The organism is Acidiphilium acidophilum, from assembly GCF_033842475.1.
Classification (GTDB): domain Bacteria; phylum Pseudomonadota; class Alphaproteobacteria; order Acetobacterales; family Acetobacteraceae; genus Acidiphilium; species Acidiphilium acidophilum.
Genome location: NZ_JAWXYB010000018.1, coordinates 2,845,295 through 2,869,764, shown reverse-complemented (window position 1 = coordinate 2,869,764; position 24,470 = coordinate 2,845,295). Strand labels below are relative to the sequence as shown.

At 63.0% G+C, this 24,470-nt stretch carries 21 protein-coding genes and 1 pseudogene; 6 read left to right on the top strand and 16 right to left on the bottom strand.

The features are described 5' to 3' along the window. Positions 1-22: 22 nt before the first annotated feature. Entirely contained in the window at positions 23-3,442 is a 3,420-nt protein-coding gene (dnaE, locus tag SIL87_RS16295) for a DNA polymerase III subunit alpha (protein ID WP_319615183.1), read from the top strand. A 6-nt stretch (positions 3,443-3,448) separates the two neighbouring features. Here dnaE and SIL87_RS16290 read toward each other — a convergent pair whose 3' ends face one another. Both SIL87_RS16290 and SIL87_RS16285 read right to left on the bottom strand, forming a co-directional pair. Further along, a complete protein-coding gene (locus tag SIL87_RS16290) occupies positions 3,449-4,012 on the bottom strand; it encodes a hypothetical protein (protein ID WP_319615182.1) in 564 nt (187 codons plus the stop codon). Then, positions 4,005-4,271, bottom strand: a complete 267-nt coding sequence (locus SIL87_RS16285; protein ID WP_319615181.1) for a hypothetical protein — start codon at positions 4,269-4,271, stop codon at positions 4,005-4,007. Before SIL87_RS16285 ends, SIL87_RS16290 begins: the two co-directional genes overlap by 8 nt. A 199-nt stretch (positions 4,272-4,470) precedes the next feature. On the opposite strand from SIL87_RS16285, the gene SIL87_RS16280 reads away from it, so the two are divergent. Further along, positions 4,471-7,719: a PAS domain-containing protein gene (locus SIL87_RS16280; RefSeq protein ID WP_319615179.1), complete on the top strand. Its 3,249-nt coding sequence runs from the start codon at positions 4,471-4,473 to the stop codon at positions 7,717-7,719. 797 nt (positions 7,720-8,516) lie between these two features. Continuing rightward, positions 8,517-8,933, top strand: a complete 417-nt coding sequence (locus tag SIL87_RS16275; protein ID WP_319615178.1) for a DUF6998 domain-containing protein — start codon at positions 8,517-8,519, stop codon at positions 8,931-8,933. 160 nt (positions 8,934-9,093) lie between these two features. Here the strand turns inward: SIL87_RS16275 and SIL87_RS16270 are convergent. From SIL87_RS16270 to SIL87_RS16250, 5 genes and pseudogenes are all read right to left on the bottom strand, one after another. Then, positions 9,094-9,270, bottom strand: a pseudogene (locus tag SIL87_RS16270) (transposase); the annotation flags it as partial. A 79-nt stretch (positions 9,271-9,349) separates the two neighbouring features. After that, the gene (locus tag SIL87_RS16265) at positions 9,350-10,405 is read right to left on the bottom strand and encodes a hypothetical protein (protein ID WP_319615177.1); all 1,056 of its coding nucleotides are present in this window, start codon (positions 10,403-10,405) and stop codon (positions 9,350-9,352) included. Between the two features lie 163 nt (positions 10,406-10,568). Then, positions 10,569-11,984, bottom strand: a complete 1,416-nt coding sequence (locus tag SIL87_RS16260) for an NAD(P)(+) transhydrogenase (Re/Si-specific) subunit beta (protein WP_319615176.1) — start codon at positions 11,982-11,984, stop codon at positions 10,569-10,571. A gap of 13 nt (positions 11,985-11,997) precedes the next feature. After that, the gene (locus SIL87_RS16255; protein WP_319615175.1) at positions 11,998-12,393 is read right to left on the bottom strand and encodes a proton-translocating transhydrogenase family protein; all 396 of its coding nucleotides are present in this window, start codon (positions 12,391-12,393) and stop codon (positions 11,998-12,000) included. A 184-nt stretch (positions 12,394-12,577) separates the two neighbouring features. Then, complete coding sequence (locus SIL87_RS16250; protein WP_319615174.1) at positions 12,578-13,717, bottom strand: Re/Si-specific NAD(P)(+) transhydrogenase subunit alpha; 1,140 nt, start codon at positions 13,715-13,717, stop codon at positions 12,578-12,580. Positions 13,718-13,920: 203 nt separating this feature from the next. On the opposite strand from SIL87_RS16250, the gene SIL87_RS16245 reads away from it, so the two are divergent. Further along, entirely contained in the window at positions 13,921-14,580 is a 660-nt protein-coding gene (locus tag SIL87_RS16245) for an ATP-dependent Clp protease proteolytic subunit (RefSeq protein WP_319615173.1), read from the top strand. A 135-nt stretch (positions 14,581-14,715) separates the two neighbouring features. Here SIL87_RS16245 and pgm read toward each other — a convergent pair whose 3' ends face one another. Continuing rightward, positions 14,716-16,359, bottom strand: a complete 1,644-nt coding sequence (gene pgm, locus SIL87_RS16240; RefSeq protein ID WP_319615172.1) for a phosphoglucomutase (alpha-D-glucose-1,6-bisphosphate-dependent) — start codon at positions 16,357-16,359, stop codon at positions 14,716-14,718. An 88-nt stretch (positions 16,360-16,447) separates the two neighbouring features. Further along, entirely contained in the window at positions 16,448-17,338 is an 891-nt protein-coding gene (locus SIL87_RS16235; RefSeq protein ID WP_319615171.1) for a LysR family transcriptional regulator, read from the bottom strand. 168 nt (positions 17,339-17,506) lie between these two features. Here SIL87_RS16235 and SIL87_RS16230 point away from each other — a divergent pair, with 168 nt between their 5' ends. Beyond that, positions 17,507-18,400 carry a GntR family transcriptional regulator gene (locus tag SIL87_RS16230; RefSeq protein ID WP_319615170.1) on the top strand — a complete coding sequence of 298 codons (894 nt, stop codon included), beginning with the start codon at positions 17,507-17,509 and terminating at the stop codon, positions 18,398-18,400. 226 nt (positions 18,401-18,626) lie between these two features. On the opposite strand, the gene SIL87_RS16225 is transcribed toward SIL87_RS16230, so the two are convergent. Genes SIL87_RS16225 through SIL87_RS16210 form a run of 4 tightly spaced genes read right to left on the bottom strand, consistent with a single transcriptional unit; the run spans position 18,627 to position 21,239 of the window. Beyond that, on the bottom strand, positions 18,627-19,526 hold the full coding sequence (locus SIL87_RS16225; RefSeq protein WP_319615169.1) for an S-methyl-5'-thioadenosine phosphorylase: 900 nt from the start codon (positions 19,524-19,526) through the stop codon (positions 18,627-18,629). Beyond that, on the bottom strand, positions 19,523-19,990 hold the full coding sequence (locus tag SIL87_RS16220; RefSeq protein ID WP_319615168.1) for a cytochrome c1: 468 nt from the start codon (positions 19,988-19,990) through the stop codon (positions 19,523-19,525). The genes SIL87_RS16225 and SIL87_RS16220 overlap by 4 nt, the downstream gene beginning before the upstream one ends. Further along, on the bottom strand, positions 19,987-21,111 hold the full coding sequence (locus SIL87_RS16215; protein WP_319615167.1) for a cytochrome b N-terminal domain-containing protein: 1,125 nt from the start codon (positions 21,109-21,111) through the stop codon (positions 19,987-19,989). The genes SIL87_RS16220 and SIL87_RS16215 overlap by 4 nt, the downstream gene beginning before the upstream one ends. Then, positions 21,108-21,239, bottom strand: a complete 132-nt coding sequence (locus tag SIL87_RS16210; protein WP_319615166.1) for a hypothetical protein — start codon at positions 21,237-21,239, stop codon at positions 21,108-21,110. The genes SIL87_RS16215 and SIL87_RS16210 overlap by 4 nt, the downstream gene beginning before the upstream one ends. Before the next feature lie 65 nt (positions 21,240-21,304). Between SIL87_RS16210 and hemF the strand changes: the two genes are divergently transcribed. Then, entirely contained in the window at positions 21,305-22,210 is a 906-nt protein-coding gene (gene hemF, locus SIL87_RS16205) for an oxygen-dependent coproporphyrinogen oxidase (RefSeq protein WP_319615165.1), read from the top strand. Positions 22,211-22,324: 114 nt separating this feature from the next. On the opposite strand, the gene SIL87_RS16200 is transcribed toward hemF, so the two are convergent. From SIL87_RS16200 to SIL87_RS16190, 3 genes are all read right to left on the bottom strand, one after another. Beyond that, complete coding sequence (locus SIL87_RS16200) at positions 22,325-22,828, bottom strand: PEP-CTERM sorting domain-containing protein (protein WP_319615163.1); 504 nt, start codon at positions 22,826-22,828, stop codon at positions 22,325-22,327. Between the two features lie 200 nt (positions 22,829-23,028). Then, positions 23,029-23,331 carry a hypothetical protein gene (locus tag SIL87_RS16195; RefSeq protein ID WP_319615161.1) on the bottom strand — a complete coding sequence of 101 codons (303 nt, stop codon included), beginning with the start codon at positions 23,329-23,331 and terminating at the stop codon, positions 23,029-23,031. Next, positions 23,328-24,443 (bottom strand): WD40/YVTN/BNR-like repeat-containing protein, encoded by a 1,116-nt coding sequence (locus SIL87_RS16190; RefSeq protein WP_319615160.1) that lies wholly within the window; start codon positions 24,441-24,443, stop codon positions 23,328-23,330. The genes SIL87_RS16195 and SIL87_RS16190 overlap by 4 nt, the downstream gene beginning before the upstream one ends. Between the last annotated feature and the right edge of the window lie 27 nt (positions 24,444-24,470).

Sequence of the window (24,470 nt, the reverse complement as noted above, 5' to 3'; positions counted from 1 at the left end):
CATTTCGTGCTACGCTCGCCTGATGGGGCATGCTGATTTCGTTCATTTGAGGGTTCATTCCGCGTATTCCTTGTCCGAGGGGGCGATCAAGCCGGACAAGATTGCGGCGCTGGCCCGGGCGGAGTCGATGCCGGCGGTTGCGATGACCGACACGTCGAATTTGTTCGGGGCGATCGAGTTTTCCAAGGCATGTGTGGACAAGGGGGTTCAGCCGGTCATTGGCTGTCAGGTGGCGCTCTCCCGCGCCGATCAGCCGCGTCTGCCGCCTGATCCGCTGGTGTTGCTGGCGAAGGATGCGGTGGGGTTCGACAATCTTTCGAAACTGTCGTCGCGCAGTTTTCTCGATTCGGATGCGATGAACCGTCCGCAGATCGGGCTGGATGTATTGCGCCAGCATCAGGCGGGGTTGATGCTGTTGACGGGCGGGCGGTTCGGGCCGTTGGGGCGGATGCTGGGCGAGGGCCAGCGCGCGGAGGCTGAAACGCTGCTGGCGGCTCTCGGCGATGCGTTTGGCGACCGGATTGCGATCGAGTTGGAGCGCCACGGCTTGCCGGCGGAGCGTGCGATCGAGCCGGGGTTGATCCAGTTGGCGGAGGCGGCGGGTTTGCCGCTGGTTGCGACCAACGAGTGTTTCTTTGCCAGGCAGGACATGCACGAGGCGCATGATGCGCTGCTGTGCATCGCCGAAGGCCGGTTGCTGTCGGAGGCCGAGCGTCGCCGGGTGACCACCGAGCACTGGTTCAAGCCGGCGCGGATGATGCGCGACCTGTTCGCCGATCTGCCGGATGCCTGCGACAACACACTGCACATTGCCCGGCGCTGCGCGATCGCCGCACCCACCCGCAAGCCCTTGCTGCCGATCTGTCCGAAGGTCCGCCCCGGCAGCACCGAGGCCGAGACGTTGCGGGCGATGGCGCGCGAAGGTCTGGCCGCCCGGCTCGCCGCGATCGACGCCGATGGAGCGACGGCGGCGCGGTATGCCGAACGGCTCGAATTCGAGCTGAACGTCATCGAGCAGATGGGGTTTCCGGGTTATTTCCTGATCGTGGCCGATTTCATCCAGTGGGCGAAATCGCAGGGCATTCCGGTGGGGCCGGGCCGTGGGTCCGGCGCGGGGTCGCTGGCGGCCTATTGTCTGCTGATCACCGATATCGATCCGATTCCGTTCAACCTGCTGTTCGAGCGGTTCCTCAATCCCGAGCGTGTGTCGATGCCGGATTTCGATATCGATTTCTGTCAGGAGCGGCGCGACGAGGTGATCGACTACGTCAAGCGCGAATACGGGGCGGACCGGGTGGCGCAGATCATCACCTTCGGCAAGCTTCAGGCGCGGGCGGCGGTGCGCGATGTCGGGCGGGTGCTGGGCATGCCTTACGGCCAGGTCAACCGGGTGGCCGAGGCGACGCCGAACAACCCGGCCAAGCCGATCCCGCTGGCCGAGGCGATCGAGGCCGAGCCCCGCCTGCGCGAGATGCGCGACACCGACGATGCGATCCGCCGCCTGCTCGAAATCGCGCTTCAGGTCGAAGGGCTGTATCGCCATGCGAGCACCCATGCGGCGGGTGTGGTGATCGGCGACCGCCCGCTCGCCGATCTGGTGCCGCTGTACAAGGACCCGCGCTCGGACACGCTGATCACCCAGTATTCGATGAAATATATCGAGCTGACCGGGCTGGTGAAGTTCGATTTTCTGGGCCTGACCACGCTGACGATTCTCGACCGGGCGGTGAAGTTCCTGCGCACGCTCGGCACCGAGATCGATCTTGCGCGCATCCCGCTCGACGACAAAAAAGTCTACGAAATGCTCTCCCGCGCCGAGGCCGGCGGGGTATTCCAGTTCGAAACCCAGGGTTTCCGTGACGTTCTCAAGCAGATGCGACCGGACCGGTTCGAGGACCTGATTGCCGCCGTCGCCCTCAACCGCCCGGGTCCGATGGCCAATATTCCGGCCTATTGCGCCAGCAAGCACGGTCAGGCGTGGGAATCGCTGCACCCTGCAATTACCGAAATCCTGGCCGAAACCTACGGCGTCATCGTGTATCAGGAACAGGTGATGCAGATCGCGCAGGTCATGGGCGGCTACAGCCTCGGCGCCGCCGATCTGCTGCGCCGCGCGATGGGCAAGAAGATCCGCTCCGAGATGGACGCGCAGCGCGAGATTTTCGTGAATGGCGCGAAAACCAAAGGCGTCACCGAGGCCAAGGCGATCGAGGTCTTCGACCTGATGGCCAAATTCGCCGATTACGGCTTCAACAAATCCCATGCCGCCGCCTACGCCCTGCTCTCCTACCAGACCGCCTGGTTGCGCGCCAACCATCCCGCCGCCTTCATCGCCGCGTGCATGAGCCTGTCGCACACCAACCACGAAAAGCTTGCCGCGTTGAAACAGGATGCGGTTCGCCTCGGCATCCCGATGCTGCCGCCCGACATCAACACATCAGTCGCCGATTTCACCGTCGAGCGCCAACCGGACGGGACATTGGGAATTCGCTATGCGCTGGCCGCGATCAAGCGGGTCGGCGAGGGGGCGATGAAGGATGTCGCGCGGGTCCGGGCCGACCGCCCGTTCCGCGATCTGGCGGATTTCGCGACACGGGTGGAGCCGAAATCGCTCAACAAGGCGCAGATCGAACAACTGGCCAAGGCGGGCGCCTTCGACCGGTTGGAACCCAACCGCGCCCGCGTCATGGCCGGGGCCGAAACCCTGATCAGGCGTGCTCAGGCCGAGGCGGATAACCGCAATTCCGGCCAGATCAGCATGTTCGCCACCGCCGCCGCGCCCGAGCCGCTGCAATTGCCCGACACGCCGGATTGGCCGGAATTCGAGCGCCTGGGGTTCGAGGCCGACGCGATCGGCTTTCACCTCACCGCCCATCCGCTCGATTCCTATGCTGGCGTGCTCAAGCGCCTCGGTGTGATACCCTCGAACCGGATCGAGCCCACCGGCCGCGCCGGGATCACCCGCGCCAAACTCGCAGGCGCCGTGGTCGGGCGGAAAGAACGCACCACCCGGAGCGGCACCCGGATGGCCTGGGTGATGCTGTCCGACCAGACCGGCGGATTCGAGGTGACGTTTTTCTCGGAGATCCTCGCCACCTCACGCGAAGTGCTCACCGAGGGCACCATGCTGCTGGTGACGGTGGAATTGCGGATGGACGGGGAGAGTTTGCGCATCACCGCGCTCGATGCCGAACCGCTCGACCGCGCCGCCGCCAATGCCGGTTCCGGTATCCGGATCACACTCGACCGGATCGAGGCGGTGGCCTCGTTGCGGGCGTTGCTGGAACGCGAGGGGCGCGGCAAGGGGCGCGTTCTGGTCTCGCCCCGGGTGCCGAGCAATGCGCGGCTCGATATCGCTTTGCCGGGCGGCTTCAACGTCTCGCCGCGCCTCGCACAGGCCGTGAAAATGATTCAGGGCATTACCGAGGTCGCCGAACTTTAGCGCAGCCTAGTCATGGGTGTGCACGTGATGGGCGGCGTGGCGGCGGAGGATGTCGAGGGCTTTCTGCTCGTGCCCGGGGGTCCGCACCCGAACCCAGAGCAGATGGCCGCCCTGGTTTTCCTGGGTCGTCTGAGTGTCGGCTCGCTTGCGGGTCGCCATGTAGGCGAGGGCGCCACCCACCAGCGCACCGACCCCGCCGGTGGCGACCGTTGCGGCAGCGGTGACCGCGACGGCAGCGCCGGTTCCTGCGACCACCGCGGCGGTGCCCATGGCGGGCAGCATTGCGAAGCCGGCGATCAGGCCACCCTGGGCATCGCCGAAGGATTCCGGGGCGACATAGTTTTTGCGCGGGGTGGTCGGGTCATCGGCCAGATGATGGGCCGGCGCATCACGTGCGGCATCGGTATCGACGAGGCCGAGTTCGAACCGGTCGAATCCGGCGAGTTGCAGCTCGTCGATCGCCGCCTGGAGCTGGTCCTGCGTGTCGAAAATCCCCACGGCCTCGCGAACCTCGGTTTGCGCGGCGATATCCTCGCGGTCGATGTCCTCGAACGGTTTGGCGTCAGCCATTGTGATGATCCTCCCTGGATGATGTGGTGGTGGCCGGCTCACGATGTTCGGGCAGCCCGCGCGATTCCGCTTCGAGCGCCCAGTTCATCACGTGTTCCTGATCTTCGGGCAGCTCCGCTTCCCAGCGCCCGTCATCGTTCTTGCCGGTCTCCGCGCACATCCGGGTGATGGCGCTCTGCGCATCATCGGCGGCCCAGAGACCATCGACCTTCGAGATGACGCCATCGTCGTCGCGGCGCAGCACGATCCAGTTTGGCATGTCGGGGCTCCTGCGAATCCTCACGTTTACGTGGTCCTGTCGGCGTGCCCGCTCAAGCCGGGCGGGGGATGACAAGTTGGTCATTCCCGGTCCTGCCTTGTCGGACATGGCGTTTACGGCAGGGGGTGGACAGGGTATATCGAGGCCTGCCGTTCCCGCGACGTCGAGCACGTCCGGTCGCGTGCGCTCAGCCCGAAGGATGGACACCCTGACCAACACTGTCGTTTCGCCCGATGACTGGCCCGAGGGGATACCATCGGGAATGCGTCGTGACGCGGAAGGCGTCTATCGCGCGGTGTTTCGCAGCGCGGTCGATTTCGCGATCGTGGCGATGGATTCCGAGGGCGTGATCATCGACTGGAATACTGGCGCCGAGAAAGTGTTCGGCTGGCCGCCGGACGAGGCGACCGGGACGCATGTTTCGCTGATCTTCACCGAGGAGGACCGCGAGATCGGCCGCCCCGAGACCGAGATGCGCCGGGCGCTGGCGGAGGGGCGGGCGAACGACGAGCGCTGGCATGTCCGCCGGGACGGCACCCGTTTCTGGGCGAGCGGCGAGATGATGCCGCTGCGCGACGAGGCGGACCGGCATATCGGGTATCTGAAGATCCTGCGCGACCGGACCGACCAGCGGGCGGCTGACGCGACTTTGCGCGAGGCGCGGGGGCTGAATACGCTCATCCTGCGGTCGGCGCGCGACTGCATCGTGGTGCTCGACCTCGATGGCCATACCCTGTTCGTCAGCGATGGCGGCATCGAGAGCATGGAGATTTCCGACCTCGACCGGGTGCTCGGCAGTTCGTGGCTGCGGGTATGGAAGGGCGAGGATCACGCGGCGGCGATGGCGGCGGTGGGCGAGGCGCGGGCCGGCGGGATCGGGCGGTTCCAGGGGTTCTGCCCCACCCACAAGGGCACGCCGAAATGGTGGGATGTGGTGATTTCGCCCCTGCCGGGGCTGGATGGCAAGCCGGAGCGGCTGGTTTCGGTCGGGCGGGACATTACCGAGATCCGTGAGCAGCAGCATCGGCAGGAGGCGTTGCTCGACCTCAGCGACCGGCTGCGCCACATGACCGATATTCAGGAGATCGCCTATTGCGCGGCGGAAATCCTGGCGCGGACGCTGGGGGTGTGCCGGGCGGGGTATGGGCTGGTCGATGCCGCGAGCGAGACGATCGAGGTATTGCTCGATTATCACGACCCCGGCGTGCCGACGATTGCGGGGGTGCGGCGGTTTCGCGAGTACGGCAATTATGTCGATGATCTGAACCGTGGCGAGACCGTGGTGATCGTGGACACGGAAAAGGACGCGAGGTCGCGCGCGCATGCCGAGGCGCTGCGCGGGATCGGGATACGGTCGTTCGTCAATGTGCCGATCATCGAGCAGGGCGTGTTCGTCGCGCTGTTTTTCGTGGTCCGGCGCGATGTTCATGTCTGGACCGCCGACGAGATCGAGTTCATCCGCACGGTTGCCGACCGGACCCGCCTCGTGACCGAGCGGTTGCGGGCGCAGCAGGCGCTGGAGGCGCTGAATGCCACGCTGGAGCAGCAGGTCGAGCAGCGGACGCGCGAGCGGGACCGGGCGTGGAAACATTCGCAGGATTTGCAGTTGCTGCTGGATACCGACGGGGTGATCCGCGCGGTCAACGATGTCTGGACGAGTGTGCTCGGCTGGACCCCGCGGGACCTGATCGGGCATAATTTTATCGACTTCGTGCATCCCGACGATCGGGCGATGAGCGAGGCGCGGGTGCGGATGGTGGGTGCGCGGTATCTGCCGTTTCATGAGAACCGCTATCTGCACAAGGATGGGTCGTATCGGTGGATCGCCTGGGTGGCGACGGTGGAGGACGATACGATTTTCGCGAGCGGAAGGCATGTGACGGTCGAGCGGGAACAGGCGGAGGCGCTGGAATTGTCCGAGGCGCGGCTGCGGACGATTTTCGACGGGGGTTCGCAGGCGCAGGGGCTGACGCTGCCGGATGGCACGGTGCTCAAGGCGAACCGGGTGGCGCTGATGCTCGCGAGGGTGACGCTTGGCGATGTGGTGGGCGCCAAGCTGTGGGAAACGCCGTGGTTCAATGCGACGCCGGGGATGCCGGACCTGATCGCCGAGGCGGTGGCGGTGGCGGCGGGGGGTGAGGCGGTCAATCAGGAGATTGCGCTGACTTTGCCGGCGGGGACGCGGATTTTCGACTTTTCGATTCGCCCGGTGCTCAACGATGCGGACGAGGTGATCGCGCTGGTTGCCGAGGCGTTCGATCTGACCGAACGGCGGAGTGTCGAGGAGCAGTTGCGCCAGTCGCAGAAGATGCAGGCGATCGGGCAGTTGACCGGGGGGATTGCGCATGATTTCAACAATCTGCTGACCGGGATTTCGGGCAATCTGGAATTGATGCAGATGCGGCTGAGCCAGCAGCGGTATGACCGGCTGGAGCAGTATCTGGCCGGGGCGCAGGGGGCGGCGGAACGCGCGGCGGCGCTGACGCATCGGTTGCTTGCGTTTTCGCGCCGGCAGACGCTGGCGCCGAAGCCGACCGATGTGAACCGGCTGGCGGCGGGGATGGAGGATTTGATCCGGCGGACGGTGGGGCCGGGGATCGAGCTGGAATTCGCCTTGTCGGCGGATTTGTGGCCGACCTTGTGCGATCCGAATCAGTTGGAGAATGCGTTGCTCAATCTGTGCATCAATGCGCGGGATGCGATGCCGGATGGCGGGCGGCTGACGGTGGAGAGCGGTAACCGGCGGCTCGATGAGCGGGCGGCGCAGGCGTGCGAACTCACGGCGGGGCATTATGTGACGCTGTGCGTGAGCGATAACGGCACCGGGATGACGCCGGAGGTGATTGCCCGCGCGTTCGACCCGTTTTTCACGACCAAGCCGATCGGGCTGGGGACCGGGCTCGGGTTGTCGATGATTTACGGGTTCGCCCGACAGTCGGGCGGGCAGGTCCGGATTTATTCCGAGCCGAACCAGGGGACGATGGTGTGCCTGTATCTGCCCCGGTATCGCGGTGATGCCGAGGCGGACGAGGTGGTGTTGGCGACGATCGAATCGTTGCAGGCCGGGATGGGCGAGACCGTGCTGGTGGTCGATGACGAGCCGATGGTGCGGGCGCTGGTGGTCGAGGCGTTGCGGGAACTGGGATACGGCGCGATCGAGGCGGGCGACGGGGCGGAGGGGCTGGCGGTTCTGCAATCCTCCGCGCGGATCGACCTGCTGGTGACCGATGTGGGATTGCCGGGCGGGATGAACGGGCGGCAGATGGCGGATGCCGGGCGGCTCAACCGGCCCGGGCTGAAGGTGCTGTTCATTACCGGGTACGCCGAGACGGCGGTGGTGAGCCACGGACACCTGGATGCCGGGATGCATCTGCTGACCAAACCATTCTCGATGGACGCGCTGGCGGCGCGAATCCGGCAGGTGATTTCGGGCAGCGTTGCGGGGTGAGAGCGTGTTTGTTTTGATATCGTAACGAAATGGGCGTGATGAGTTGGGCTCCTGTTGGGCAGGATTTTCGTCGGGGCGGTTTGAGGCGACGGCGCGGGGCGCAACAGGGGTGGGCGGTTGGCCGGGTTTTGGGGTCGATGTTCGGGGCGTGACTGACTCGGCGTGCCGCGCGAGCGGTGAGATCGACGGGATCGGGCTCGGTTGGTTCGGTGGGAATGGGGGTTGTGGGGTACGGATCGTCCAGCCAGCCAGAATCGTGCGGGCGCGGCGCGGGGGTGCGCTGGCGGCGGGGTTTCGCGGGTGTTGGATTGGGGACGTGCCGTTGTTCGCGGGTTGGTGCGAGCGGGTTGGATAAGGCCGCGACGGCTTTGGCGAGGCTGGCGGCGATGCTGTCGAGCAGGAGGAACAGAAATTCCATGAACTTCACGATGGCGGGATGATGGTGATCGGCGTCCGCCTCGCAGGCATGACGGAAGTCTTCAAATATGACTTTGAAGTTTTCGGCCAAGGCTTCACGAGGGGGAGATGCTTGGGTCACATGGGACTATAAGCATAGGGGGCGGGGGGTGAGAAAGTGGAGAGAGGGGAAGGAAGGGCTACTTTTTTGAAAAAAAGGTGCACAGAAACTTTCATTAGTTGGGTTATGGGCATTGTCAGGGGCACGGGGTTGCTTTGAGGCAACTGGTGTTCGATGGATGTAGATCGATGGGCCTGAAGGGCGGCCCATCCTACAGCTTGCTGCGGCTCTCTGGTAAACCGAGGTATATATGACTCGAAGGATTCCCCTGCCGCCCGCCGTGGCGCAAATCTATGAAGCGGTTGCGCAATTGGAGCGTGCCTATCCGGGGCGAAAATTCACGCCCGATGGTCATTTGGTTGGATCGATCGGCGAAGTCGTGGCGGCAGAGGCGCTCGGGCTGACGCTGTACGGAATGTCGGAACCGGGCCATGACGCGCTCGACTCCGAGGGGCGCGAGGTTCAGATCAAGATGACGGCGGGACACTCGATTGCGATGTACGCGGATTGTGATCGGCTTGTGGTTTTGCGCGTGGTTTCGCCTCAGGAGGCCGAGATTGTCTATGATGGAGCGGGATCGTTGGCGTGGAACGCAGCAGGAGCCATGGCCAAGAATGGCCAGAGGACGATTCGCCTTTCCACATTAAAAGCGATTTCGGAAGGCGGAAAAGATATGATTGCTCCGATGTTTGGATAAGTCGCAAGCGTAGACGCCCGGATTGGTGCCTTACCTTTTGCGGGCATTGACGCCGGGGTGGATGGCGCGACATGTGGCGTGTTGAGCGGGTCACTTTGAGGCATTTGGCGGTCGAAGGATGTGGATCGATGGGCCTAAAGTGCGGCCCGTCCTACAGCTTGCTCAGGATGAACATCAGCCCGTTGATCACCTGCCGCTCATTCACCGTACGCTTGTTGCCGCCACGCTTGGCGGGCGGGATCAGCGGGCCGATGATCGCTCACTCGTCCTCCGTCAAATCGCTCGGACAGCGCAGCTTGCTGCGATCATACCGGGCGCGGTTTTCGTTCGTCCACATCAGGCTGCTCCTGCGAATCGGGCCGCCGCTATGGAATCACAAGTGACTCCAAAGATTCAAGGTGTTCCCGGATGGACACTTAAGTGCGGCCCATCCTACGGCTTGCTTTTTTGATATAAACTGGCGGACAAAAATTTTGAGTGCTTATCTGCGTCATACTAGAAAATTTATTTTTATGAATAATGCTTTTGATAGATATATTTGAAGCTCGCACAGAATAGAATATGTTGTCGATTGTTCTAGCATGATTTTCGATAGTTTTAATAGGAAAAATATAGTATTGATCTAAATTCATTGCAAATAAACAAAAGTTTTTACTAAATGTTTTATCATTCTTCTTAGATGGATAATGGCTTTCTAAAAATCGTATTTGGTAGAATCCTAAATTTGACTCAAACATCACTCTCTCAGAGAATTGGGAGTAGAAACTAGAGGTAGCAGCCAAGAAAAAAAATACAAATATTATTGGAGGAGACACACCATACAGTAACCCTTTTAAAGGATGATCTCGGTAATACTTTTTAGTAAAAGTAAACGACCAGATTGCAATGAACGAAGGTAATATTATAGCTATGATCGAAATGAAGACAGTATTTAAGAAACTAATTTTCTCCATGCCAATCTTAGATCCCCGAATAAAAATAAAGGGAACTAAAATTGCAACAATCTGCAAATATGCGGGAGAAATCGAACAGACATCCGACCAAGTTTTTCTGGATTTCATAGAGTCATTTCTATCGGTATCGACGTTCTTTATATCAGGCTGATTCGCTTTAAGATCACAATAAACGCATAGCCGGTTTAAAACTGCGAAATCAGGCAATAACAGTTCCGCTAAGTTAACGCCCGAAAACCAAAAAGCTATAACCGGTATTGAAGCAAGGCAAAACAAAAGAGATAAAAACACATAACCAAAGTAGAAAAAAAAAGTAAAACAGAAAGAAAAAGAAATTAATATAATTCCATAAAATATTATCTTTGAATAAGATGGACTGGATGATGAAGGTTGTGAATTATTTTTTTGGTCTGCGTAGTTTAAAGTCCAAATCGCGGACCCTGCCCCAGAAAAAACCGGTAAACTAAAAAAGAAAATAATGGCCGCTGCACTGAGGACTACATAATTTCCAGAATTCATCAAGTACGGTTCAAAGAAACGCATATTTAATTCGTCGACGTAAGACGTAACGATAAAAAATTTCAAAAAAAAGATAAAAAAATTGTCAGAAAAGAAATCACAGAAATGAATGCAGCAATATTCTGCATATTAACTTCGGGCTTTGGTTGATCCTTCATTCTACTTACTTCCCCAGCGACTGCGCGATTTCCTCGGTCATTTTCTTCGCGTCGCCGAACAGCATCATGGTGTTGTCGCGGAAGAAGAGTTCGTTATCGACGCCTGCGTAGCCGCTCGCCATGCTGCGTTTCACGAAAAGGACGGTTTTGGCTTTGTCCACTTCGAGGATTGGCATGCCGTAGATGGGGGAGGCGGCGTTGGTTTTGGCGGCGGGGTTGGTGACGTCGTTGGCGCCGATGACGTAGACGACGTCGGCGGTCGAGAATTCGTTGTTGATGGTTTCGAGTTCGAAGACTTCGTCGTAGGGGACGTTGGCTTCGGCGAGGAGGACGTTCATGTGGCCGGGCATGCGGCCGGCGACGGGGTGGATGGCGTATTTGACTTCGACGCCTTCCTCCTTGAGCAGGTCGGCCATTTCGCGGACGGCGTGTTGGGCCTGGGCGACGGCCATGCCGTAGCCGGGGACGATGATGACTTTCGAGGCGTTGGACATGATGAAGGCGGCGTCTTCGGCGGAGCCGGATTTGACGGTTTTGTCGCCCATTGTGGCGGCGGGGCCGGCCGCGCCGGAATCGGTGCCAAAGCCGCCGAGCAGGACGTTGATGATCGAGCGGTTCATGCCTTTGCACATGATGTAGGACAGGATGGCGCCCGAGGAGCCGACCAGTGCGCCGGTGATGATGAGGGCGTAGTTGCTGATGGTGAAGCCGATGCCGGCGGCGGCCCAGCCGGAGTAGGAGTTCAGCATCGAGACGACGACGGGCATGTCGGCGCCGCCGATCGGGATGATCAGGAGGAAGCCGAGGGTGAGGGCGGCGAGGGCGATCAGCCAGAAGAGGATTTGCGAGCCGCCGGAGGCGACGAAGGCGATGATCAGGATGAGGATCAGGATGGCGATGGCCAGGTTCAGGAAATGCTGGCCGCGGAAGGTGATGGGTGTGCCTTTCATCAGGGCCTGAAGTTTGGCGAAGGCGATGATGGAGCCGGTGAAGGTGATGGCGCCGATGGCGAGGCCGATCGACATTTCGATCAGGCTTTCGAGGCGGAGATGATGGTAGGTGCCGATGCCGAAGCTTTGCGGGGCGTTGAGGGCGGCGGCGGCGACGAAGACGGCGGCGAGGCCGACCAGCGAGTGGAAGGCGGCGACGAGCTGGGGCAGGGCGGTCATTTGAATGCGTTTGGCGACCAGTGCGCCGACGCTGCCGCCGATGGCGACGGCGATGACGATGAGGCCGACGCCGCCGAGTTCCATGCCGGGATGGGCGAGGGTGGCGAGGATGGCGATGACCATGCCGGCCATGCCGAGCTGGTTGCCGCGCCGTGAGGTGACCGGGCTGGACAGGCCGCGCAGGGCGAGGATGAACAGGACGGCGGAGACGAGGTAGGCGAGCGTGATGCCCGGATCGGATGCGTAATTCATGGTTCTGGGCGCCTTACTTGGTCTTTTTACGGAACATCGACAGCATGCGGGCGGTGACCATGAAGCCGCCGAAGATGTTCACCGATACCAGCATGATGGCGAAGAAGCCGAAGGCGTGGGCGGCGAAATCGCCGTGGAGGCCGGCGGCGAGCATGGCGCCGACGATGATCACCGAGGAGATTGCGTTGGTGACGGCCATCAGGGGCGAGTGGAGCGCGGGGGTGACGCTCCAGATGACGTAGTAGCCGACGAAGCAGGCCATGACGAAGACGGCGAACAGATCGATCAGCGGGGTGCCGTGAGGGCCGCGCGCGGCTTCCTGTGCGGCGAAACCGGCGGCGTTCTGGGCGAGGATGGAGGCTTTGTGGGCGAGGTTGGCGGCCTGGCCCGCGAGTTCGGCTGGGGTCATTGTGGGCTCCTGGGCGGGGTAAGCGAATGAGGGCAGGCGAGGTCAGCAAGGGCTTCTTTTTTGTAAAAAAGAAGCAAAAAACTTTTGTTTATCTGGGTCACGGGTGGTTTCACCTGCACGGTCTCATTGAATAAAGTTTTTTTGCTTCTTTTTGTTCACAAAAAGAAGTGCTTGGCTGCCTGGCTTATGCGGCGGCCTGCTGCACGAAATTGGGATGGACCACGGTGCCGCCCCGGGTGAGGAGGACGCCTTTGACGATGTCGTCCTCCGGCGGGAGTTTCGGGGTTTTGCTGTCCTTGTCCCAGAAATTGGTGAGGAAGGTGAGCAGGTTGCGGGCGTAGAGGGTGCTGGCGGCGACGCCGATGCGGGAGGGCCAGTTGCGGTAGCCGAGGATGGTGACGCCGTTTTCGGTGACGGTGCGTTCGCCGGGAGTGGTCGCGCCGCAATTGCCGCCGGCGTCTGCCGCGATATCGACGATGACGCTGCCCATGCGCATGGCGGCGACGGCTTCGGAGGTGACGATGATCGGGGCTTTGCGGCCCATGACGAGGGCGGTGCAGATGACGATGTCGTTTTTCGCGACGGTTTCGGCGATGAGGGCGGCTTGTTTGGCGCGGAATTCAGCGCTCATTTCCTTGGCGTAGGCGCCGGTCTGGGCTTTGCTTTCCTCGTCTTCGACGCCGATGAAGGAGGCGCCGAGGGATTTGATTTCCTCCTTGGCGGCGGGGCGGACATCGGTTGCGGAGACGATGGCGCCGAGGCGGCGGGCGGTGGCGATGGCCTGGAGGCCGGCGACGCCGGCGCCGACGACGAAGACGCGGGCGGGCGGGACGGTGCCGGCGGCGGTCATCATCATGGCGAAGCCGCGCGGGAAGGCTTCCGCACCTTCGATGACGGCGCGGTAGCCGGCGAGGTTGGCCTGGGAGGAGAGCACGTCCATCGACTGGGCGCGGGTGATGCGGGGGAGGAGTTCCATCGAGCAGGCATCGATGCCGGCGGCGGCGTAGGTTTGGGCGAGGGCGGGGTTGCCGGCGGCGCCGAGGGTGCCGATGAGGAGCGCGCCGCGCGGGATTTTCGCGAGGGTGGCTTCATCGGGCGGCTGGACGGTGAAGACGATGCCGGCGCCGGTGAGAGCGGTTGCGGCATCCGGCACGATTTCGGCACCGGCTTCGCGCAGGGCGGCATCGGAGATGGCGGCGGCGGTGCCGGCACCGGATTCGATGACGACCTCGATGCCGAGGGCGGTGAGTTTTTTGACCGAATCGGGCACCGCGGCGACGCGGGTTTCACCCGGCAGGCGCTCTTTCAGTACAGCGAGGCGCATTCATTCCATCCCTTCGTGCAGCACGGGTCACGCATATTATGTCGGCAGGCCCGGCGGTAAGCGACATAAATGCCACAGTCGTGAGGTCTGCTTTGGACGTGTCGCACCATGTGGCGGGGGTTGTGTCAAGACGCCGGGGGGGCTGGTCTCGACAGCGTGGGGCGCATCCATCAGAATAGGGCGGATCAGATCAGGAGTTTCGCATGACACGCGACTATCGCAACTGGATCGCCCCGCGCGCCGATGAAGAGGATGCGCCGGAGACGGAGCCGAATGAGACCGAGAAGAAAGAGGCCAAGCCGATTGGCGGGGAGCTGGAGAACCGGCTGTTCAAGCAGCGCAAGGTGCTGATTTTCGGCGAGATCCATGACCGGATCGCGCGGGCGGTGACCGGGCAGCTGCTGGCTCTTTCGGGCGCGGCGGATGCGCCGATCGATGTGTACGTCAATTCGCCGGGCGGGCATGTGGAGAGTGGCGACACGATCCATGACGTGATCCGGTTTGTCGATGCGACATCGCCGATCCGGATGATCGGGACCGGGTGGGTGGCGAGTGCCGGGGCGCTGATTTATCTGGCGGCGAACAAGGAACGGCGGTTCTGCATGCCGAATACGCGGTTTCTGTTGCATCAGCCGATGGGCGGGGTGCGCGGGCCGGCGACGGATATCGAGATCGAGGCGCGCGAGATCATCAAGATGCGCGAGCGGATCAACCGGATCATCGCGCGCGAGACCGGGCAGAGTCTGGAGCGGGTCGAGAAGGATACCGACCGGAATTACTGGATGGGTGCCGATGAGGCGATCAAGTATGGCATGGTGACGCGGGTTATCAATAGTGCCAAGGAACTTGATGGGGTTGAGTAGGTAAGGAAGCGCTTCTTTTTTGGAAAAAAGAAGCAAAAAACTTTTGTTAACTGGGTCTCGGTCGGTTCAAAGGCTTCGGACTCAAGGAATGAAAGTTTTTTTGCTTCTTTTTTTACAAAAAAAGAAGTGCTTGACTTATCCTTTCTCAAAAAGCCCGGACACCAGTGTCTGCGCCTCCGCCTGCACGGCGTTGAGGTGGTCCCGGCTGATGAAGCTTTCCGCGTAGATTTTGTAGACGTGTTCGGTGCCGGACGGGCGGGCGGCGAACCAGGCGTTGGCGGTGGTGATTTTCAGGCCGCCGAGCGGGGCGTCGTTGCCGGGGGCGCGGTTGAGTTTCGCGGTGATGGGATCGCCTGCGAGGGTGGTTGCGGTGACCGATGAGGGGTCGAGTTTCGCGAGGATGGTTTTCTGGGCGGGCGAGGCGGGGGCGTCGATCCGTTCGTAGTGGGATGTGCCGAGGGTTTCGGTGATTTCGGCGTAGTATCTTGCGGGATCGGTGTTGGTGGTGGCGGTGATTTCGGCGGCGAGGAGGCCGAGGATCAGGCCGTCCTTGTCGGTGGTCCAGACGCTGCCGTCGCGGCGGAGGAAGGAGGCGCCGGCGCTTTCCTCGCCGCCGAAGGCGAGACTGCCGTCGATCAGGCCGGCGCTGAACCATTTGAAACCGACCGGGACTTCGATGGTGGTGCGGCCCTGGGCGGCGACCACGCGGTCGATCATGGCGCTGGAGACGGCGGTTTTGCCGATGGCGGCGGTGGCGGGCCAGTGCGGGCGGTGGGTGCAGAGATAGGCGATGGCGGCGGCGAGGTACTGGTTGGGCGGCATCAGGCCGGCGCTGGGGGTGACGATGCCGTGGCGGTCGGCGTCCGGGTCGGTCGCGAAGGCGATGTCGAACCGGGTTTGCAGGGCGATCAGGCTGGTCATGGCGTGGGGGGATGAGCAGTCCATGCGGATCTTGCGGTCCCAGTCCAGCGTCATGAAGCCGAAAGTGGGGTCAATGAGGGGGTTGGTGAGGGTGGCGGCGAGGTTGTAGCGGGCGATGATCGGGTCCCAATAGGCGGCGGCGGCGCCACCGAGGGGGTCGATGCCGATGCGGATGCCGGAGGCGGCGATGGCCTGCATGTCGATGATGTTTTCGAGGTCGGCGACGTAGGGGGTGATGTAGTCGTGGCGGTGGATGCAGGCGGCGCGGGTGGGGTTGGTGGCGCGTTTGATGGTCGCGGGGGCGGCGAGCCAGGCGTTGGCGGCGTTCTGGATCGCGCCGGTGATGTCGGTATCGGCGGGGCCGCCGTTGGGGGGGTTGTATTTGAAGCCGCCATCCTCGGGCGGATTGTGCGAGGGGCTGATCACGATGCCGTCCGCGAGGCCGGTGGTGCGGTTGCGGTTGTGGGTGAGGATGGCGTGGGAGATGACCGGGGTGGGGGTGTAGCCGCCGGACTGGTCGATCATGGTGTCGACATTATTGGCGGCGAGAACTTCGAGGGCGGTGGTGAAGGCGGCTTCGGACAGGGCGTGGGTGTCCTTGCCGAGGAAGAGCGGGCCGGTGATGCCGGCGCGGGCGCGGTGGTCGCAGACCGCCTGGGTGATGGCGGCGATGTGGGATTCGGTGAAGCTGGCGGCGGCGGCCGTGCCGCGATGGCCCGAGGTGCCGAAGGCGACGCGCTGGGCGGGGTCCGCGGGGTCGGGTTTCAGGGTGAAATAATCGGTGATCAGGCGGGGGATGTTGGCGCGCGACGCGGGGGGCACCTTGTCGCCGGGGCGGGGATGGGATGGTGTGGACATTGGGGTCTCCCGTGGTCGCGGACTGGTTTTGCGATGGCCTACAGGGTGGAGGGTGGGTTCGTCCAGCATCGCCGCCTGGTTCGGCGGATCATTTGGGGCGGAGCATCGCCAGCAGGGCGGCGGCGGCGCGGGTGCGGGTGCGGTCCTGGTGCTGGACCGCGAAATAGCTGCGGCGGGGCAGGTTGATCGGCAGTTCGCGGAGCTTGCCGGCGGCGATGGCATCGACACAGACAAGCTCGGAGAGAATGGTCGCGCCGGCGCCGCCGATCACGGCGGTCAGGACGGAGCCGTTGGCGGGAAGCTCGATGGCGATGTTCAGCGCGGCATAGGCGACCCCGAGACCGGCCATGGCTTCGATGAACACGGCGCGGGTGCCCGAACCATCCTCGCGCAGGACCCAGGTGCCGCTCGCCAGTTCCGCCGGGGTGAGGGCGGTGCGCGATGCCCACGGGTGATCGGCGGCGACGACCATGACCAGACGGTCCTGCGCGATCGGCTCGGCGGCGATGTGCGGGTGGATCAGGGTGTCGCCCGGTCCTTCGACGAAGCCAAGTTCGGCCTTGCCCTCGTCGATCGCCTCGACGACATCGGCGGAATTGCCGATCGAGACCGCCAGGCTGATCCCCGGATAGGCGCGGCGGAATGCCACGAGGCGCACCGGCAGGACATGATTGGCGATGGTCTGGCTCGCCTTGATCGCGAGATGGCCGCGCGCGAGACTCGATACCTCGCGCATCGCCGCAGTTGCTGCCGCGGCGCGGCTCAGAACCGCCCGGGCCTCGCTGAGAAACATCGTGCCCGCCTCGGTCAGCGCGATGCCGCGCCCGACCCGGTGGAACAGCCTGGTTGCGAATTCCCGCTCCAGCGCCGCAATCGCCCCCGAAGCGGCGGATTGGGTCAGATTTAGCGCCTCGGCGGCGCGGGTGACATGTTCACGTTCGGCAACCGCGACGAAAATACGCAACTGATCCAAGGTCATGACCCCGGGCTACCGCGCTGCGGCACAACGGGCAAGCATAATCGCGCGATGCGGAGAACGCGGGGGAGGCTTGCCAATTTGGCCGCAATCGCCGCATTGTTACCGATTATCGTTCCGGTACCCGACCGGACGTCCAGGAACAGTCACGAACAAGAGGCACACGGCCCCATGGCGAAGCCGAATACCCTGCTGAAACGCACGAGCAATGCGCTGCTCGACTATATCGCCTCCCTCGAAACCCCCATCGTCGGCTCGGACAGCGCCCTCGCCCGGCAGTTCAACGTCAGCCGCACCACGGTGCGCGCAGCACTCGAACGATTGGTCGGACTCGGCGTGCTGCACCGCGACGAGCACGGCATTACCATCGCGCGGCCCCCCCGGCACGGCGATTACTACGCGGTCGCGGAAACCAACGGTCCGCAGGAGCAGATCGAGCGCATTTTCATGCGCCGGGTTCTGCTCGGCGACTGGCGGCCCGGCCATAGCTTCTCGGAAGCCGAACTCGCCCGCGACAGCAACGCCAGCACCGTCTCGGTCCGGGAATTCCTGATCGGATTCTCCCGCTTCGGATTGATCGAGAAACAACCGCGCGGCGGATGGATGCTGCTCGAATTCCATGACGGATTCGCAACCGAAGTCGCCGATATGCGCGAATTGATCGAACTCGCCGCCATCGCGCGGTTGCCATCGCCCGCCTCGCCCGAGTGCATCGCCGCCACCGACGCCATGATCGCGCGCCACCACGATATCGACGCCGACCCCGATACCCGCGACGCCGAATTCCCCGCCCTCGACCGCGAATTTCACCTCTGGTTGATCGGACACCTCGAAAACCGCTTCGCCCGCGACTTTTTCGATATCGTATCGTTCCTGTTCCACTACCATTACCAATGGGACAAACAACAGGAAACCGAACGACGCCGCATCGCCGTGCGCGAACACCTCGCCATCCTCGATGCCATCAAAACCGGTAAACCCGACGCCACCCGCCGCGCCATGATGACCCACCTCGCCACCTCCCGCCGCTCGCTGCGCGCCGGACTGCGCCACGGTAACCCGTGAGATCGGAAGATGGGTGGGAAGGAAGGCGAGGGGCTCTGCCCCTCGACCCCGCCAAAGGCGGAGCCTTTGGAATCCACTAGTTTTAGTCAGGAGGAGGGCGCGGCCTCGCTCGTTCCGCCGATCTGACCTGGATCGCCCTCCTCCTGACTAAAACTCCAGGGTTCTAAGGGCTCTGCCCTTAGCGGGGGACCAGGGGGCAGCGCCCCCTGGTCTTGCTTTTCCTGCCCTATCCTCCGAGCACGCGGCCTGCCACGGCGTCGAGTTTGGCGACGAGATCGGGGTCGCGGGCGGCGGGGGCGGTGATCAGGGCGTGGTCGAGGGCGTGGTCGCATCCGGCGGGGCAGGAGGTGCGTGGGGTGTTGAGGTGGGGGGTTACGTGCCGCACCAGGTTGCGGGCGTGATCGGCGTTGCCGAACAGGATTTTGACGACCTGATCCACTGTGACGGCGTCGTGATCCTGGTGCCAGCAATCGTAATCGGTCACCATGGCGACGGTTACGTAGCAGATTTCGGCTTCGCGGGCGAGTTTGGCTTCCGGCATGTTGGTCATGCCGATGACCGAGCAGCCCCAGCTTCGGTAGAGGTTGCTTTCCGCCCGGGTCGAGAATTGCGGTCCTTCCATGGCGAGGTAGGTGCCGCCGCGTGTGACGTCGAGGCCGAGGGTGCGGGCCGCGTGTTCCAGCGCGTCGCCGAGGCGGGGGCATACCGGGTCCGCCACCGAGACGTGGGCGACGCATCCGGCGCCGAAAAAGCTTTTCGCGCGGGCGAAGGTCCGGTCGATGAACTGGTCGACGATCACGAAGTGTCCCGGCGGGAGTTCCTCCTTGAGACTGCCGACGGCGGAGAGCGAGAGGATATCGGTCACGCCGACGCGTTTCAGCACGTCGATATTGGCGCGGTAGTTCAGATCGCTCGGGGCGCGTTTGTGGCCGCGGCCATGACGCGGGAGGAACACCAGCGAGACGCCGTCGAGCGTGCCGAAGAGAAGTTCGTCCGATGCTTCGCCCCACGGGCTGGCGACGCGTTCCCAGCGCTGGTCGGTCAGTCCCGCGATATCGTAGAGGCCGGAGCCGCCGATCACCCCGATCACCGGGGTTCGTGGGGCGTGATGGTCGTGATCGGTCATTTTGATGTCCTTGTTCCAAACGCGAAATACCCGACCGCGCCGAACGCGATCAGAAACGACAGGGCGATGGCCCCGAGCCGCTTGCGCCGGTCGAGCGTGGGGTCGGCGGTCCAGGCGAGATAGGTCGCGACATCGTGCGCCGCGCCGGGGGGCAATAGCGGATGGGCGACGGGCAGCGCCACCCGCCCGCGCAAAATCCGGTAGACCAGGACAGGGCCGTTTCGATGCCGCGCCTCGAACAGGGTCATTGCCGCTGCGTGCGGTGTGGCGAGGCCGATGGCGTGGCAGCGGGCGCAATTATCGTGAAATAATCTGGCCCCGGCCTGCACCTCGGTGCGGTTGTAGGTGCCGAACCATCCTTCGAAGCCGAAATGCGGTTCTGCCGCGCGGCTCGCCGGTGTCATTGCGAGCGTTATTGCCAAGGTTATCGGCAGTATCGGGATGATCGCCAGCGGGGTTTTCACGCGGGCTGCCCGGGGATGGGGCGCGCTACTTCCAGCAGGGTGACCAGCGGCGTCACCACCAGGAAGTGCACGAACACCCAGATTGTCGCGGCGATCATCACGCCGGTCGATCCTGCCGCCGTGGCGACGCCGAGCACGGTGACATCGAGGGCGAACAGCAGCACGAACGCTGCATAGATCGGCCGATACCGCCCGCTCGCCACTGTGCCGCGATCGAGCCACGGTAACGCGCCGAGCAGCAGGACCGCTGCGACTCCCAGCGCCACGCCGCCGCCGGGGCTTCGCCCGGCCTGGCCCAACCCGTCGAATACCAGAAGATACCACGGCACGCCCGCCACATGGGGGGGATAGCCCAGCGCCGGGGCCACGGTGACGATCGCCGCGAAAATCAGGGCGAACACCACGAAGGCGGTGAATATCTGTGCCGTGTAGGCCCGTTGCGGCACCATTTTTCGCGCAGTGGCCGCGCCCACCCCGTCCGGATGCGCCGGGGGGGCCAGCCGGGAGGCCAGATAGCCCAGCATTGCGATCAGGAGGACCAGAAACCCGATCGCGATATGCGTCATTGCCATGTGGGCGATGCTGGTCGGGCCGATCCGGTTGCCGCCGAGAAAATCCCGTGCGACCACCGGGCCGGCGAGCGGAATTGCTGCGATATGCCGCGCCATGGCGAGCATGGCCCGCTGCGCCCCTGCGCCGCCGCTCATCGCGAAGCCGAAGAAGCCGAGGCCGAGAAACACGGCGAACCGCGCCACTTCCAGAATCCACGCCAGTTCCCGCCCGCCGCGATAGCTCCCGTAATACATCCCCCGCAGCAGCCCGAGATAGACCACGCCGAACAGCATCGTCACGCCATCCCGGTGCAGATCGAACACCAGCCAGCCGAACGGAACCTCGTTCGTGTAGCGCGCGATCGAGAGTGCCGCCGCGCCCGGTGCGCCGACATAGGCGAGACCGAGCCAGATTCCGCTCAGTGTGATCACCGCGAGCGCCACGGCGACCATCAGCCCCGCCGAAAATACCAGCGTCAGGTTTCCCGGCACCGGCGCATCCCGCCATCCGGCGCGATACCAGGCGCCGATCGGCAGCCGTGCTTCCAGCCAGCCCGGGTGCGGCTTCATCGGGTTGTCATGGTCGGGGCAATCGGTCGCGCCGGGCCGAGGGCTGTGCCGAAGGCCACCGCCAGCGCGCCCAGCCCCAGCAGCGCCATGCCGACCAACACCCACCGCGCGAGACGCTGCCTGTCCATCCTCGCCCGCATGGCCGTAATCGCCCGAAATTTCAATACGCGGCGAATCGGCTATAATCGATGGCATGAGCACTGAAACCCGCGCGCAAACCGCCCCCATTCCCCACGAAGCCCTCAAACCCGCCGCGCGGGCCTGGTTCGCCGAACTCCGCGACCGCATCTGCGCCGCTTTCGAGGCGATCGAGGACGACTACGCCGGCCCGAAATCGGGCCAGCCCCCGGGCCGATTCGTCCGCACGCCGTGGACCCGCGAGCCCGACGGCAAGAACCATCTCGAAGGCGGGGGCGAAATCGGCCTGATGCGCGGGCGCGTGTTCGAAAAAGTCGGCGTCAACATCTCGGTGGTCGGCGGCAGTTTCAGCCCGGAATTTGCCAAAAATATCCCCGGCGCCGCGGAAGACCCGCGCTTCTGGGCCGCCGGCATCAGCCTCGTCGCTCATATGCACAGCCCGCGCGTGCCCGCCGCGCACATGAACACCCGCATGATCGTGACCAGCAAGGGCTGGTTCGGCGGCGGCGGCGACCTCACCCCGCTGCAACCCGGCACCGCAGCCGCCCTCGAAGATGCGGCTACGTTCCATGCCGCTTTCGAGCACGCCTGCAATGCCCACAATCCTGATTACTACCCCAAATTCAAGAAATGGTGCGACGAATACTTTTTTTTGCCGCACCGAAACGAAACCCGGGGCGCGGGCGGGATTTTCTACGACTATCTCGAATCCGACCCCGAGGCCGATTTCGCCTTCACCCGCGATGTTGGCCTCGCTTTCCTGTCATCCTACCCCAGCATTATCCGCCGTCGGATGAACGAGGATTGGACCGCCGAAGAACGCGAAGCCCAGCTCATCCGCCGGGGCCGTTACGTCGAATTCAACCTCCTCTATGACCGGGGCACCACGTTCGGACTCAAGACCGGCGGCAATACCGAAGCTATTTTGATGAGCCTGCCGCCTGAGGTGAAATGGGTTTAGCGCGGGGAGGTTAAGGAAGGGCTTCTTTCTTGAAAGAAAGAAGCAAAGAACTTTTGCGCGAAGATCAGGGCCGGATGGGCACCGACGGTCGGACTGACCGCCGGTGCCGCGCGATCATACCTGACGCGTTTGGCGGCGGCGAACCACGAGGCCCAGCGCGATGATGCCCGTGCCCAGCAGCAGCAGCGATCCCGGTTCCGGCACGGCGGTCAGTGTAAACCCGGTCACCGGTGTATTTACGGTATCTCCCAATATGAACTGAGCATAACTACCCGACTGGTAGAACAGATTGACGTCGGTGCCGCTCGCATCGAAGAACAAACCATATAAGTCGAAATAAGGTGACGTGGCAAACAACGTATTATCATAACTAGCATAATACCCGTTCTGCGATGGTGAATCGGTGACGGTACCCGAGGGTGCCACGATCCCGGTGATCGGCGTGGACCCAAAAGTGCCGGTAATTCCCGTCACCGAATATCCGCCCAGGCTGTTCAGCGAATTTGCGGTCGTCAGCGTCGCGGTCGTTGTGGTCGTGCCGGAGGTAAAGGACAGATCATACGTACCCGCCTGCGCAATCCCGGTGCCGATCGGCGCTGCGGCGATCAGCGCGGCCATCGTCAAGGTCCGTGCCGACTTGGAGGAAAATAGATGTTTCATGAAGGTATCCCTTTGATCGTTTAGTAGGTGAGATCCAACATAAGCAACAAACATGCCAAAATTTAACGTATTGATTCATAAATAAAATTTGTAGATCTATTTTTGTATGTGTAAAGTTTTCTGACACAATTCCAGAAACGCAGACCGTGAAGCGGCGCTTATCCCCCGGCGATCGCCCCGACGATCAGCAGGGCTTCATCCCCGCTCGCGATTGGCTCCGGCAGGGCCGTGTCCATCGCCGCATGGGAAAAATCCTGCTGGCAGGCGTAGAACCGGATGAAGGGCCGCCGCTTTGCGGTCACCCCGTCCCGGATCGTGCCCCGCAATACGGGATGATCCGCCTCCAGCGCGGCGAGTACCGCGCCGAGCGTTACAGGCCCGGCCACGGCGACCACCACATCGCGCGGCAATCGCGCCAGCACCGCCAGCCCGCCGGGCAATTCGACCCGTACGTCGCTCACGTCAGGGTCTGCACCTCGACCGAAAGCACCGCGGGCAGGTTCTGCACGATCGCCTCCCAGGTGTTGCCGCCATCGGGCGAGACGAAGACCTGCCCGCCTGTGGTTCCGAAATAAATCCCGCACTGATCCAGCGTATCCACCGCCATCGCATCGCGCAGCACGTTCACATAGCAATCCTGCTGCGGCAGCCCCTTGCCGAGCCGCTCCCAATCGCCGCCGCCGCTCCGGCTCCGATACACCGCCAATCGGCCATCGAGCGGAAAATGTTCCTGATCGCTCTTGATCGGCACGACGAACACCGTCTCCGGCTCATGCGCATGGATATCGACCACGAAGCCGAAATCGGTCGGCAGATCGCCGCTGATCTCATGCCAGGTGGCACCCGCATCGTCCGACCGCATCACATCCCAATGCTTCTGCATGAACAGCCGCTCGGGATTGGAAGGATGCAGCGCGATATGATGGACGCAATGCCCGACCGCCGCCTCCGGATCGGGGATATGCGCCGAGCGCAGACCCCGGTTTATCGGCAGCCACGATTCCCCGCCATCGTCGCTCCGGAACGCCCCTGCCGCCGAAATCGCGGTGTAGATCCGCGCGGGATCGACCGGATCGAGCAGGATCGAATGCAGGCACATCCCGCCCGCTCCCGGCTGCCAGGTTGACCCCGTGGTGTGCTGGCGCAGGCCCGACAGCTCACGCCAGGTCATTCCGCCGTCGCTCGATTTGAACAACGCCGCATCCTCGACCCCGGCAAACACCGTGTCGGGGTCCGCCAGCGAGGGCTCCAGATGCCAGACCCGGTTGAACTCCCACGGATGGGGCGTGCCATCGTACCATTGATGGGTTCCGGCGACGCCGTCATAGACGAAATCCTTGCCGACCGGCTGCCACGTCGTGCCGCCATCGTCCGAGCGCTGGATTATCTGCCCGAACCATCCCGACGATTGCGACGCATAGATCCGCCCCGGATCGGCCGGTGATCCCTTCAGATGATAAATCTCCCACCCCGCGAAATGGGGACCGGAGACCGCCCAATCCCGCCGCGCGCCATCGGCGGTCAAAACGAAGGCCCCTTTGCGTGTGCCGACCAGAACCCGAACCCGGCTCATGATGAAGCCCTCCCTGCTTCGAGGTAA

Bases quoted from the DNA above. Each gene is read 5' to 3' on its own strand.
- dnaE (WP_319615183.1), top strand. From the start codon at position 23: ATGGGGCATGCTGATTTCGTTCATTTGAGGGTTCATTCCGCGTATTCC.
- SIL87_RS16290 (WP_319615182.1), bottom strand. From the start codon at position 4,012: ATGGCTGACGCCAAACCGTTCGAGGACATCGACCGCGAGGATATCGCC.
- SIL87_RS16285 (WP_319615181.1), bottom strand. From the start codon at position 4,271: ATGCCAAACTGGATCGTGCTGCGCCGCGACGACGATGGCGTCATCTCG.
- SIL87_RS16280 (WP_319615179.1), top strand. From the start codon at position 4,471: ATGGACACCCTGACCAACACTGTCGTTTCGCCCGATGACTGGCCCGAG.
- SIL87_RS16265 (WP_319615177.1), bottom strand. From the start codon at position 10,405: ATGAATTCTGGAAATTATGTAGTCCTCAGTGCAGCGGCCATTATTTTC.
- SIL87_RS16260 (WP_319615176.1), bottom strand. From the start codon at position 11,984: ATGAATTACGCATCCGATCCGGGCATCACGCTCGCCTACCTCGTCTCC.
- SIL87_RS16255 (WP_319615175.1), bottom strand. From the start codon at position 12,393: ATGACCCCAGCCGAACTCGCGGGCCAGGCCGCCAACCTCGCCCACAAA.
- SIL87_RS16250 (WP_319615174.1), bottom strand. From the start codon at position 13,717: ATGCGCCTCGCTGTACTGAAAGAGCGCCTGCCGGGTGAAACCCGCGTC.
- SIL87_RS16245 (WP_319615173.1), top strand. From the start codon at position 13,921: ATGACACGCGACTATCGCAACTGGATCGCCCCGCGCGCCGATGAAGAG.
- pgm (WP_319615172.1), bottom strand. From the start codon at position 16,359: ATGTCCACACCATCCCATCCCCGCCCCGGCGACAAGGTGCCCCCCGCG.
- SIL87_RS16235 (WP_319615171.1), bottom strand. From the start codon at position 17,338: ATGACCTTGGATCAGTTGCGTATTTTCGTCGCGGTTGCCGAACGTGAA.
- SIL87_RS16230 (WP_319615170.1), top strand. From the start codon at position 17,507: ATGGCGAAGCCGAATACCCTGCTGAAACGCACGAGCAATGCGCTGCTC.
- SIL87_RS16225 (WP_319615169.1), bottom strand. From the start codon at position 19,526: ATGACCGATCACGACCATCACGCCCCACGAACCCCGGTGATCGGGGTG.
- SIL87_RS16215 (WP_319615167.1), bottom strand. From the start codon at position 21,111: ATGAAGCCGCACCCGGGCTGGCTGGAAGCACGGCTGCCGATCGGCGCC.
- SIL87_RS16210 (WP_319615166.1), bottom strand. From the start codon at position 21,239: ATGGACAGGCAGCGTCTCGCGCGGTGGGTGTTGGTCGGCATGGCGCTG.
- hemF (WP_319615165.1), top strand. From the start codon at position 21,305: ATGAGCACTGAAACCCGCGCGCAAACCGCCCCCATTCCCCACGAAGCC.
- SIL87_RS16200 (WP_319615163.1), bottom strand. From the start codon at position 22,828: ATGGCCGCGCTGATCGCCGCAGCGCCGATCGGCACCGGGATTGCGCAG.
- SIL87_RS16190 (WP_319615160.1), bottom strand. From the start codon at position 24,443: ATGAGCCGGGTTCGGGTTCTGGTCGGCACACGCAAAGGGGCCTTCGTT.